Source organism: Thermodesulfobacteriota bacterium, from assembly GCA_040753795.1.
Classification (GTDB): Bacteria; Desulfobacterota; Desulfobacteria; order Desulfobacterales; family Desulfosudaceae; genus JBFMDX01.
Map to the genome: position 1 here is coordinate 13455 of JBFMDX010000006.1, position 12152 is coordinate 25606.

Consider the following 12152-nt stretch of genomic DNA (forward strand, 5'->3'; position numbering starts at 1 on the left):
TTATCTCCTGCCCTCTATTGATTCTTTCAGATGCTTGATCTCGTCCACGATCGGCTGCACGCCGTTTGGGTCTTGATTGCGGACCAGCCGCATCCGTCCCCGGCCGAGGCCGATTTCCGCCAGCAGTTCGTCCACGGCTTCCGCCCGCTTTTTCGCCCGGAGATTGCCTTCCAGAAAATGGCAGTCGCCCTGGCCGCAGGTCACCAGAATAACGCCGTCCGCCCCTTTTTCGAAGGCTTTGACCAGATAAAGAAGATTCACCTTGCCGGAACACGGCAGGCTGACCGTTGTCAACTCCTCCGTTCCGGATTGAACCGCGACCTGACGGAGCGCCTCCGCGTCCAGACAGTTGGCGCAGTAAAAGACACATAATTTCATCTGTTTTTTATCCATATCGTCGTACCCCGGCGACCTGACGCCCCGGCTTTATATGCGATGATCCTCGCGGACAATCACCCGGCTTCCCCCGGAAAGACTGGCCGCCCAGTTCCTGGGTGGTTCGATCCGGTTGAGCCGGTCGAGTTGCCCGATATTCTTCAGGCGCTGATAGATCAGCTGCCAGCCGCACGGCCGGTCGGGCCTGACTTCGCAGCGGTCCTCCCGGGAACCGCCGCAGGGCCCGTTTAGCATGTGCTTGGCGCAACGGGTAATGGGGCAGATGCCGCCGTACTGATGCAGCACGCACGAGCCGCAGGCGGCGCATTTTTCCGTCCACAGCCCCCGTTCCTCCAGAATGCCGATAAAAGCCGTGTTGAGGCCGGCATAGACCGGTTTTCCGTTGAATCGCTCGGCGATGGCCTGAACGCCGGCGCCGCATCCCAGGGAAAGGACGACATCGTTCCGGTTGACGGCTTCCGCCGCCGATTCGATGAAGACATTGTCGCACTGACGTTCGATAGTGAGTTCTTCCACTTCCAGATTGAGGCCTTCCAGCTTCGAGGCAATCCGCAGGGCCGATGCAATGATGCTCACTTCCCGCTCGCCGCCGGCCAGGCACACCGTGACGCATGTCCCGCATCCGAGCACCAGAACCTTGTTATGGTCACGCAGCATCCCCGTCAGTTCGGGGATGCTTTTTCTTTCCGCTACGATCATGCCAGAATCTCCTGTTTTTCAGTATGATGGGTTCGGCCTTCCGCCATGGGATTGGGCCCGAGAGCGCGCACGGTCTGGATCATCTCCTTGACGATATCCACAAAACCGCGGGCATCGGCGGCGCCGATATTGACCATGCGCAGCCGTTCCGGTTCCAGTCCGGCTTCGTTCAGAAGTCGGCGGGTGTAATTGACCCGGCGCCTGGCCAGCAGATTGCCTTCGATAAAATGACAACTGCCCTCTTCGCAGCCGGCGACCAGAACGCCGTCGGCGCCGTCCTCAAAGGCCCGCATGAAATATTCCACCTCCAGCTTGCCGGTGCAGGGCGTCCGGATGATGCGGATATTGGTCGGGTACTGCAGTCTCATGGAACCTGACAGGTCCGCTGAGGAATACGCTCAATAATGGCAGCAGAAGGCGATAATTTTCGGTTCAAACATTTTCATAGGGTTCTCGAGTTCGTTTTTAATTGACCCGCGATTCATGGCGGGAGAACAGATTGTCGATCATGACCATAAAGTGCCTGGCCCCGAAATGGTTCAACTGAATGGCGCGGGCCGGACACTCGGCGGCGCAGATGCCGCAGCCCATGCATTTGGCCCCCGCGATTTCGGCCTTGTGGTCCTTGTTGACAAACGGCGCGCCATACGGGCAGGCATGCACGCAGGTCATGCAGGAAATGCACCTGCTCTGGTCGACCCGCGATACCTGGGCGCCCACGTCCAGATGGGTCCGGGACAGCACCGTGGCCGCCCGGGCGGCGGCGGCCCGGGCCTGGGAGATATTTTCATCCATGAACTTGGGTGAATGCGCCAGCCCGCACAGGAAAATGCCCTCACTGGCGAAATCCACCGGCCGCAGTTTCAGGTGCGCTTCCACAAAGAATCCATCCGGATTGAGCGGCACCTTCAGCAGGTTGGCCAGCATCTTATTGCCTGCCGGCGGCGTCAGGCCGGTGCTCAGAACGACCCGGTCGGCCTCGATCTCGATGGGCTCCGGAAAATCCGGGCTGGTCAGTGAGACCAGCAGCCCCTTATCGTCGGCGACGACCGGCGGCCGGCTCTCATCGTAGCGGATGAACACCACCCCCGCCTGTCGGGCCTGCCGGTAATACTTCTCCCGGAAGCCGTAGGTACGGATATCACGGTAAAGGACATAAACATCAGCCTCGGGATGTTTTTTCCTGATCGTCAGGGCGTTCTTGATCGCCATGGAACAGCACAGCCGGCTGCAATAGGCCCGTTCGCCGTTGCGCGAGCCCACGCACTGGATCATGACGATGTTTTTGGCCGATCCGTCGAATGCGCCGTCTTTCAGCCGCTGTTCCAGCTCCACCTGTGTCATGACGTTCCCGTTCTCATGGAGCCGGTATTCGGCGGTGTCCGCCCGCTCGGCGCCGGTGGCGACGATGATGGCGCCGCAGGGGACTTCCTCGGTCCTGCCGTTGCCGGCCAGGCTGACGGCAAATTTTCCGACATGCCCCGCGATCCTGGCGACTTCGGTATTCAGGTGAAGCTTCAGGCGGGGATGGGTCCGGACGCGCTTGAGCAGCCGGCCGGTAAAATCCGTGATGTCTTCATGCTCCAGCGTACCGTGGATATCGGCCAGATGCCCGCCGAGACGTCCGGTCCGCTCGACCAGGTGCGTCGTAAACCCTTGGTCCGCCAGGGACAGGGCCGCGGTCATGCCGCTCAGCCCGCCGCCGATGACCAGCCCGGTCTGGTTGATGGCCAGGGACTCTCCCGTCTGGGGACCCAGCAGCCGGGCCCTGGCAATGGACATGCGCACCAGTTCGACGGCTTTTCCGGTCGCCGATTCCGGCTCGGACGCATGCACCCAGGAGCACTGATCCCGGATATTGGACAGTTCGAACAGGAAAGGGTTCAACCCTGCTTCCCGCAGGGTCTCCCGGAAAAGCGGCTCGTGGGTCCGGGGGGTGCAGGAGGCCACCACGATGCGGTTGAGCCGGTGGTCGACAATGGCCTGCCGGACGGCCGACAGGCTGGCATCGGAGCAGGCGTACATGGTGTGGGTGGCGAAGACAACATGGGGATCGCCGGAAACCGCCGCCGTCACCCTTTCCACGTCCACCGTGGAGGCGATATTGATGCCGCAGTGGCAGACGAACACGCCGATCCGCGGCTCCTCGTCGGTGATGTCCCGCTCCGGCGGATATTCCTTTTTCGCGATCAGCGTGTTCCGCGCTGCGGCCAGCATTTCCATGGACATGGCCGCGGCGGCGCTGGCCTGGGTGACGGTTTCGGGAATATCCTTGGGTTCCTGGAAAACGCCGGCCACGAAAATTCCCGGCCGCGACGTCTGTAACGGGGACAGCCGGTCGGTGCGGCAGAAACCGTACTCGTTCAACTCGATGCCCAGAGCGGACATGTCCGGGGAGACGCCCGGCTTCGGGTCCAGCCCCACGGCCAGGACCACCAGGTCGAATTCCTTTTCCCGGATCCCCGCTTCGGTCAGGAAGCGGAGCCTCAGGTCTTTGCTGCCGGGGATCTCGACGACCCGGGAAGGAATGCTCTTGATATAGGCAATGCCGTCCAGCTTTCTGGCCCGCTCGTAGTATTGATCGAAATCCTTGCCGAAGGCGCGGATATCCATGTAGAAGATAGTGACGTCCAGTCCTTCGACATGCTCCCGGGCGACTATGGCCTGCTTGGTCGTGGCCATGCAGCAGATGGAGGAGCAGTACCCGTTGTCACAGCGGCTGTCCCGGGAGCCCACGCACTGGATAAAAGCGATCCGCCGGGCTTCGCGCCGGTCGGACGGCCGCAGCACATGGCCCTGGAACGGGCCCGCCGCCGACAGCATCCGTTCGAACTGGACGCTGGTCAGCACATTGGCGTATCGGCCGAAGCCGAATTCGCCCTTCGTCCGGGCCGGAAATTCGTGGAAGCCCGGGGCCAGGATAACGGACCCGACTTCCAGCGATAGGGTTTCTTCCTTCATGGCATGATCGATGGCCCGCTTCTCACAGGCGTCCACGCACTCGCCGCACTCGGAACAAAGGGCGCAGTTGAGGCACCTTTCACTTTCCGCGATGGCTTCCGGCTCGCTCAAGGCCGTTTCTATTTCCGAGAAATCCTTCACCCGCCCGGCCACCGGCAGTTCCCCGGCCACGGCCCGGGGGCTCTTCTCGACATCGCCGGCCTCGGGCAGCAGTTCTTCGGGAACCGGCTTGAGCGTGTCTTCAAACCGGGGCGTTTCCGGCTTGACCCCGCGCAGGTAGCGGTCGATGGATTCCGCGGCCCGCTTGCCCGCCGCCACCGCCTCGATCACCGTGGCCGGACCGGTGACGATGTCGCCGCCGGCAAAAACCCCGGCCGTTTCGGTGCAGCCGCGCTGATCCGCGATGACATTGCCCCGGGGGTTGGCCTTGACCTCCGGGGCCGCATCGGAAAGTGCTTTGTCCGGCTGGCTGCCGATGGCCAGGACGACCGTGTCGGCCGGCAGGTCAAACTCCGAGCCCTCGATTGGCACCGGCCGGCGGCGGCCGGACTCATCGGGGTCTCCCAGCCGCATGCGGACGCATCTCACCCGGGCCAGCCGGCCCTGACCGTCATCGATAAAGGCTGTCGGGTTGGTGAGAAATTCGAAGCGGACCCCCTCTTCCTCGGCGTGCCGGACCTCTTCTTTTATCGCCGGCAGTTCGTTTCGTCCGCGGCGATAGACGATGGTGACCTTTGCCGCGCCCAGGCGGACGGCCGAGCAGGCCGCGTCCATGGCAACGTCCCCGCCGCCGACCACGATGACGTGGCCTTTGAGCCGCGGCTTGTCGTCGGGCGTGCTGGCCCGGTAGAGGAATTCCAGCCCCGGCATGACGCCCGCCAGGGTATCCCCCTTGATCTTCATGGGCGTGCTCTGCTGGGTGCCGATGCCCACGAAAACGGCCCGGTACTCGCGCCGCAGCTGCTCAAAAGAAATGTCTCTGCCGACACGGCAGTTATAAACAAAGGCCACGCCCTTGCGCCGGATCAACTCCACTTCGTAATCCAGGATATTGACCGGCAGGCGGTAATCGGGAATACCCCAGCGGAGCATGCCGCCGGCCGCGGGCGAGGCTTCGTACACGGTCACGGCGTATCCCCGGTCAGCCAGGTCCTGGGCGACCGTCAGGCCCGAAGGCCCGGCGCCGATCACCGCGACTTTAACCGCGTCCGGCGACGGCGTTTTTTCTGCCGGCAGGGACAGCTTGCCGGAAGCGATCATTTCCATTTCCCGGTCGGCGGCAAACCGTTTCAACTGGCGGATGGCCACGGGAGCGTCGGCTTTGCCACGGGTGCAGGCCGCTTCGCAGGGATGGGTGCAGACCCGGCCGCAGATGGCGGCCAGGGGATTTCTTTCCCGGATCAGCCGGACGGCCTTGACGTATTCCTTCTTCCTGATCAGTTGAATATATCCCTGGACGTTGATGTTGGCCGGGCAGGCCGTCTTGCAGGGCGCGTGGCCGAGCTTGAGAATGCCGGCCTTGTTGGGAATGGCCTGGGCCGAATATTTGGCGATGGCCTTGCGCTTTCCCAGATCGCGGTTGAACCGGTCCGATACCTCCACCGGGCAGACCGGCGTGCAATCGCCGCAATCATTGCAGATAGCGGCGTCCACATAGCTGGGAAATTTTCTGATGGTCGCCGTAAACCGGCCGGGTTCGCCGGCGACGTCGACCAGCCGCGAATGGGTCATGATCTCGATGTTCAGGTTGCGGGCGCATTCCACCAGCTTGGGCGAGACGATGCAGGTGGCGCAGTCTCCGGTGGGAAACGTCTTGTCCAGGTGCGACATCATGCCGCCGATGGCGGCCGACCGTTCCACCAGATACACCTTGAAACCGGCGTTGGCCAGGTCCAGCGATGCCTGCACGCCGGCGATCCCGCCGCCCTGTATCAGCACCGCCCCGATTTTCTTGTTTTCCGTATTTGACATAATCGTATCAGATCCCTTGAACTTTCCGGTTGTCCGCGGCCTTCACCCGGTCGGCGATGGCCGACGGGGAAACCACCAGCTTTTCCAGCCCCAGTCCGGCCGGGGAAACGCCCAGGCATAATCCCAGCAGCTGTGTGATATAGAGGATCGGCATGTCGTAGCGGCGCCCGGTCTGCTTGTGAATATCCGTCTGCCGGAGATCCAGGTTGACCTGGCACAGGGGACAGGCCACGGCAATACAGTCGGCGCCCGCCGCTTTGGCCATGCCGATGATGGGATCGGTCAGGTTTACCACCAGGTCGGAGCGGGTGGTCAGGGAGAGGCTGTTGCCGCAGCATTCCACCTTGCCCGGCCAGTCGAGACTTTCCCCGCCCATGGCGGTCACCAGCCGGTCCATGGCGGTGGGATTTTCCGGATCGTCAAAACCGGTCACCTCGTGGGGCCGCACCAGCAGGCACCCGTAGTAACAGGCGACTTTCAGCCCTCGGAGCGAATGCCGCAAGGCCGCCGCCAGCCGCTCCGGGCCGTAATCCTCCAGCAGGATCTCCATCAGGTGCCGGACCCGTACCGAACCGTCATAGTCCCGGCCCACGGCCTCGGCCACTTTTTTCCGCATGCCCGGGTGGTTCCGCACCTCATGGTTGGCCGTTTTCAGGCGGCTGAAACAGGCGGCGCAGTTGACCACGATATCCAGCCCCATGTCCCCGGCCAGGACCAGGTTGGCGGCCGACAGGGACGCGGCCAGGGTCCGGTCCGTCTGATGGCCCGGGGTGGAGCCGCAGCAGGACCAGCCGGGGATTTCGACAAACGTGAGGCCGAGGGCCCGCGCCACCGCCAGGCTGGAAAGATGCTGGTCGCGGGCGGAGGATTCGGCCGAGCATCCGGGATAATAGGCGTATTTCATGCTATCTGTCCTTGTCTTTGCCGACCTGGTCGAAGATCCGCCGCACGGTTTTCCGGTTGGCGCTCCAGGACGGCAGAAAAGCGATCTTTTTCTTTTTGAGCATCAGCGGGAGCTTGTCCGTATCCTGCAGATAGGACGAGGTGCCGATCTTGTATAACGCCAGCAGCCCCAGATCGTAGGTGCGTCCGAAAAACCGGACGGTCTTTAAGAAGGAGCCGTTGAACAGGGGAACGTTGCCGGCCGGGATGGCGGCCTTTTTCTCCACCGCCAGTTTCCGCAGGGCGTCCATCACCGCCACCGTGTCGATGCCCATGGGACAACGGGCGTAACAGGTTTCACAGGAAACGCAGGTCCAGATCAGGTCGTTGCTGAGCAGTTCCTCGCCGGCGCCCAGTTGCAGCCGGCGGATCAGTTCCGAAGGCGGCGACTGCGCCCGGCCCGACACCGTGCACCCGCAGGAGCATTTGCGGCACTGGTAGCAGGCGGAAAGATCCGCACCCGACATCGTAACGACCGTGTCGAGCAGGCGCTTTTTTGTCCGGTCTCTGGTGATTCGAATGGTCATGGTTATCCTTGGAAGTCAATTAATCGTTCAGATCGCCCACGGTTTCGGCTTCGGGGATCTTTTCTTCTTCTATTTCTTTCTTGAGGATGGCCGCTCCGACCGCCTGGGGAACGACTTTGCGATAGACCCGGTCCGGGGTCAGCCGGTGGCCGTCCACGGTCAGCAGGTCGTCGATTTTGATGCCGAAGAGCCGTTCGTTTTCCTCCAGGTAGGGCAGGATCAGTTCCCAGTCCTTGACGGTCAGCGGCAGGAACATGCCGCCGTTCAATTGTCCGTCCACCGAAATGCGATGCGGGTCGCGGATATAAATGGCGCCGCCCGAGGCCAGCGAAAAGATGTTGCTGCCGGGATAGGGCTCCGGCAGCGGCACGATGCGGCCGTCATCATCAAAGCGGATGCCGTTTAAAATGACAAAGCCGCCGTTGTTGTGCGGGTCCCCGGCCATGAAGGATTCGGCCAGAAAATCCAGGGCGGTGCCGTTGATGACCACCCGCGGGCGGCCGACCGAGTTGATCAGCGGCCGGCCGGCGGCGTTTCCCATGACATAGACCACGCCGCCCTTGGCGCCGTACATGAAGGTCTGGCCCACGTCGCCGAACACGACCAGCCGGCCGCGCTTGAAAATCTGCCCCAGCTGGTCCTGGGCGTTGCCGTGTACCCGGATGGTCATGCCGTCGATCCCGGACGCCAGGTAATCCCCGTCGCTGCCGTAAACATCGATGACGACATCATCGGTGTCCGGCCCCAGGCCGCAGCCGATATACCGCTGCCCGGCGCAGCGGTAACAGATAAAATGCCGCCATCCTTTTATATAAGCGCTGACCAGGAGGGCCGCGTCGCAATCGTCCCCTTCGGGCGGGAAGACGTCGGCGTTGATGACCAGGGTCGTTTCACCGGGCTCCGGCCCCCGCAGATCCCGGCGAGTGCCAAAATCGATCAGCCGGTAGGCGTGGCCGGTCGACTGTCGGTCGGCGATCTTCGGCAGGCCGTCGAGCAGTTGATCCAGTTCACCGCGCACGATATGGAGCAGGTGGCTCCGCTTTTTCGTGCCCGTGGGGTAGCGCCAATCGTTCAGCCGCGTCAGGACATCGATGGCCGCGGCGGTCAGTTCCGGATCCCGCGCCTGCTTTCGTATGGCCCGGCAGGCGGTGTAAATGTCGTCAAAACGCCAGCCGGGGATGTTGCCGCGGACATAATCAAAAACCGCCCCGGTGTCTCCGGTCGCAAAACGGGTCCTGATCTCCTGGGCGATCGGTGAATTCGCGTCATAGGATCTTTCCTGGGTAAAATCGCAGGGCTCGGAAGGCGTCGGCAGCCGCACCGGTTTACCGAATTTATCGGTGCAGAGGATGCGCATATTTCCGGAAGCGTCCGGCGCCACATTGAAAATAAAGGCCCCGCCGTCGGTATGGCTGCCGCCCCGGGCGTTCCAGTAACAGTCCGCCACCGGACAGATGCGGGGATCGTCCCTGGCCAGGCTCTTCATGGTGGCGTCAATGGCCTGCTTCTCTGAGGCGATCAGCCCGACCTGGACCTCTCCGTCGGCAAAGACGAACACCTGGGGCCGCAGCATGGAGGTGTCGGTGATGCCCAGGAGCTGGAACTTGTTCTGATCGACCCGGTTGCGGGCGATGATGAAAAACCAGGGACCGTCCGGCGATCCGTGCATGTGGGTGGCCTGAATCGTGCGGTAAACGGACTGCTTGTCCGCGGCCAGATGATCGAAATCCAGTTCCGTCGTCGGCGCCAGCGCTTCAATTATATATTCCAGCGGATAGCGATAGGTCCGGTGCAGCAGGTCGAACATCAGCGCCGAGACCTCGGTGTCGGTGATGAACTGGGGAAAAATATTGCGCTGCAGCAGGTATTCGGAAACCGAATGGTAGTTGGCGAAGTCGCCGTTGTGCACCAGGGCCATATTGATTCCGGCAAAGGGATGGGCGCCGCCCGGGTGCCAGACCCGGCCTTTGGTGGGAAAACGCTGGTGGGCGATCCAGACATGGGCCGAGAGTTCTTCAATCTTGTAATATTTGACGATGGCCTCGGCGTAACCCACGACCTTGAGAATCATGATGTTGCGGCCGTGGGACAGGACAAACCCCTTCTGGTTTTTCAGGCTGGCGTAATATTCCTGATTCAACTTGAAGCTGTTCTGGTTGACAAATTCCTCTTCCGCCTCCCGCCGGTCAAGGCCCTCAAATCCGTTTTCATGGATAAAGGCATCCAGGACCGCCGGCTTGACCCGGACAAAATAGCGGCGCACATCCGGGGGCTTGACCTCCAGCCCTTGGACCGACGTCCAGTCTTCCACGGTTTCCAGATCGGCAACGGTTTCGACGTCAAAATGCGGGAGGATATATTTTTCCTCCAGCTCCGTCCTGATGCCGGGGTCCAGGAAAGCGATATGAAGCATGTAACAGTTGTCAAGGGTTTCCCGGCTGACGCCGAGTTCTTCCGGTACGAGTCCGACCGCCGCGATGCCGCCGCCCTTGCCGTTACCGCGGTTGTGCATTAAACGTGACGGCTCATAAATATGACGGCCGGGAACAGGCTTGGTACAGCAGAAACCGACCACGCCGCAACCGCCCTCTTCTTCCGCCTTGAATACCTCTTCGGGGTATTCGATCCCCTGCGTCAAACGTTTCCTTGACTGCAACAGCCTGTTTATACGGTCCATTACTTATCTCTTCTCATCAGGAGGGGGGCTCCCCGGATCACTTTCCTTCAGGCAAGGCCCCAAAAAAAAGACGTCTTTCCGCTCGCGGATAAGACGTCTTCGTCTTTTATTGTGCTTTATCACGGTTATGAAAACACGCCGTTGTGCTTTTCCGGATAAATCCAAAGCCTTTGTTACATATTGATTATGGGACGGTTTGTCAAGAATTTTACTAAAAAATCAATAGTTTAGATATACTTAATAACGACCGTGAAATTTAATTATCACTTAACCCGGATATTTTATGAAACAACCGGGTTAAATAACTGCCCCGTATCCCTGGGCAAAACGCGACGGCCCGCTTCCCAAAACGGGCGGGAAGGCCAGCCGTTTTCATGACTTGTGAGGCGGAAGCAAATAATAAATATAAAAGGCAGAGTCTACATTACCCGTTGTTTCATTATTTCGTTTTTTAATGGAAACGAGTTAGAGGGTTGTGTTATATGAATCCTGGCACAAAATTCACAAGGGAATTCACGGGTCCCTGAGGGAACTTCCGGACTGACGATGGAGACACGGCGCGTGAAAACCAACTACGGGATTGTCGGTCTGGTCTTTCTGATCTTCTTCGTGATCTCACTGCTAACCAACATCCTGGGACCCCTGCTGCCCGACCTGATCGCCGGCTTCCGCCTGAGCCTGGGCCTGGCGGGCTTCCTGCCTTTCTCCCTCTTTTTTGCCTACGGGGTGATGTCCATCCCCTCGGGGATGCTGGTTGAACGTTGTGGCGAGCGCGCGGTCATCGTGGCCGCCTTTCTGGTCGCACTGGCGGGTTCGGGGGCCTTCGCCCTGGTTCCCCGCTTTCCGGCGGGACTGGCCTCGCTCTTCCTGATCGGCATCGGCATGGCCATGCTCCAGGTGGCGATCAACCCCCTGCTGCGAGCGGCCGGCGGCGAGCGACACTTCGCTTTCAATTCGGTAACGGCCCAGCTCATTTTCGGCCTGGCCTCCTTCGCCAGCCCGCGAGTCTACGTCTATCTCGTCAACAACCTCAACGGGTACGCGGGCGGAGGCAATCCGATGATAGCCTTTCTCGCGCGAATGGTGCCGCCGGAGATGCCCTGGGTTTCGCTGTACTGGCTCTTTACCGTGGTGACGCTGACGATGGCACTGGTCAGTCTGGCGGCCCGGATACCATCGGTGGGGTTCACGGAGCAGGAGCGGGTCGGCGCCTGGGCCACCTACGCGATCCTGTTGAAGGACCGGCGGGTTCGTCTCTATTTTCTGGGAATCTTCTGCTACGTCGGCACCGAGCAGGGGTTGGCCAACTGGATCTCGAAATTTCTCCAGACCTATCACGGGCTGGACCCTCGCAGCATCGGCGCTCTGGTGGTGAGCGCCTTCTGGGGGCTGATGACGGCCGGCTGCCTGGCCGGTCTGGTGCTGCTCAAGGTGTTCGACAGCCGCGCGGTGCTGGTCGGGGCTGCGGTGTCGGCCCTGGCCGCGCTTAGCCTGGCCCTCTTTGGCACGGCCAGCCAGAGCTTGCTGGCGTTTCCGCTGATGGGCCTCTGCGCCTCGGTGATGTGGTCAATCATTTTTTCGCTGGCCCTTAACTCAATGGAGCGGCACCACGGGAACTTCTCGGGTATCCTCTGCACCGCCGTCATCGGCGGCGCCGTCGTTCCCGTGGTCATCGGCTGGCTGGGCGACCTGTTCGGTCTGCGGCAGGGGATGACACTCCTCTATATCCCCCTGGCCTACATCCTGAGCATCGGCTTCTGGGCACGGCCCCTGGTCAGCAACGCCACCATCCGCTGGAAAACGGCTGAGAAAAGGGCAACCAATTGATTTCGGGAAAATCCGTTGGAGAAGAACGCCAATCTTCGGACCGCTGCCGAATGATTCTGCCTGACGCACCTTCCGATGTTCCGGGGACTTATAGAAGAGTCAAAAAAGGTGTCCCCGCCGATTTTGTCAAAAATTGGCTTGTAATGCCGGGT

The 12152-nt window shown here is 61.1% G+C and carries 8 protein-coding genes; 1 reads left to right on the forward strand and 7 read right to left on the reverse strand.

The annotated features are described in order from the left end of the window. Genes AB1724_09055 through AB1724_09085 form a run of 7 tightly spaced genes read right to left on the reverse strand, consistent with a single transcriptional unit; the run spans position 1 to position 10173 of the window. A complete protein-coding gene (locus tag AB1724_09055) occupies positions 1–393 on the reverse strand; it encodes a hydrogenase iron-sulfur subunit (GenBank protein MEW6077947.1) in 393 nt (130 codons plus the stop codon). 33 nt (positions 394–426) lie between these two features. Beyond that, positions 427–1095 carry a methylenetetrahydrofolate reductase C-terminal domain-containing protein gene (locus AB1724_09060; protein ID MEW6077948.1) on the reverse strand — a complete coding sequence of 223 codons (669 nt, stop codon included), beginning with the start codon at positions 1093–1095 and terminating at the stop codon, positions 427–429. Next, entirely contained in the window at positions 1092–1541 is a 450-nt protein-coding gene (locus AB1724_09065) for a hydrogenase iron-sulfur subunit (GenBank protein MEW6077949.1), read from the reverse strand. Before AB1724_09065 ends, AB1724_09060 begins: the two co-directional genes overlap by 4 nt. A gap of 19 nt (positions 1542–1560) precedes the next feature. Further along, the gene (locus tag AB1724_09070; protein ID MEW6077950.1) at positions 1561–6027 is read right to left on the reverse strand and encodes an FAD-dependent oxidoreductase; all 4467 of its coding nucleotides are present in this window, start codon (positions 6025–6027) and stop codon (positions 1561–1563) included. Positions 6028–6034: 7 nt separating this feature from the next. Further along, complete coding sequence (locus tag AB1724_09075; GenBank protein ID MEW6077951.1) at positions 6035–6931, reverse strand: CoB--CoM heterodisulfide reductase iron-sulfur subunit B family protein; 897 nt, start codon at positions 6929–6931, stop codon at positions 6035–6037. A gap of 1 nt (position 6932) precedes the next feature. After that, positions 6933–7496, reverse strand: coding sequence for a 4Fe-4S dicluster domain-containing protein (locus tag AB1724_09080; protein ID MEW6077952.1), 564 nt, complete (start codon positions 7494–7496; stop codon positions 6933–6935). Positions 7497–7515: 19 nt separating this feature from the next. Further along, on the reverse strand, positions 7516–10173 hold the full coding sequence (locus AB1724_09085; protein ID MEW6077953.1) for a glutamate synthase: 2658 nt from the start codon (positions 10171–10173) through the stop codon (positions 7516–7518). A gap of 546 nt (positions 10174–10719) precedes the next feature. On the opposite strand from AB1724_09085, the gene AB1724_09090 reads away from it, so the two are divergent. Beyond that, positions 10720–12000: an MFS transporter gene (locus AB1724_09090; protein ID MEW6077954.1), complete on the forward strand. Its 1281-nt coding sequence runs from the start codon at positions 10720–10722 to the stop codon at positions 11998–12000. Positions 12001–12152: the final 152 nt, after the last annotated feature.

What these genes read in the sequence shown, in the direction of transcription:
- AB1724_09055 (MEW6077947.1), bottom strand. Translation starts at nt 393, where the DNA reads ATGGATAAAAAACAGATGAAATTATGTGTCTTTTACTGCGCCAACTGT.
- AB1724_09060 (MEW6077948.1), bottom strand. Translation starts at nt 1,095, where the DNA reads ATGATCGTAGCGGAAAGAAAAAGCATCCCCGAACTGACGGGGATGCTG.
- AB1724_09070 (MEW6077950.1), bottom strand. Translation starts at nt 6,027, where the DNA reads ATGTCAAATACGGAAAACAAGAAAATCGGGGCGGTGCTGATACAGGGC.
- AB1724_09075 (MEW6077951.1), bottom strand. Translation starts at nt 6,931, where the DNA reads ATGAAATACGCCTATTATCCCGGATGCTCGGCCGAATCCTCCGCCCGC.
- AB1724_09080 (MEW6077952.1), bottom strand. Translation starts at nt 7,496, where the DNA reads ATGACCATTCGAATCACCAGAGACCGGACAAAAAAGCGCCTGCTCGAC.
- AB1724_09085 (MEW6077953.1), bottom strand. Translation starts at nt 10,173, where the DNA reads ATGGACCGTATAAACAGGCTGTTGCAGTCAAGGAAACGTTTGACGCAG.
- AB1724_09090 (MEW6077954.1), top strand. Translation starts at nt 10,720, where the DNA reads ATGGAGACACGGCGCGTGAAAACCAACTACGGGATTGTCGGTCTGGTC.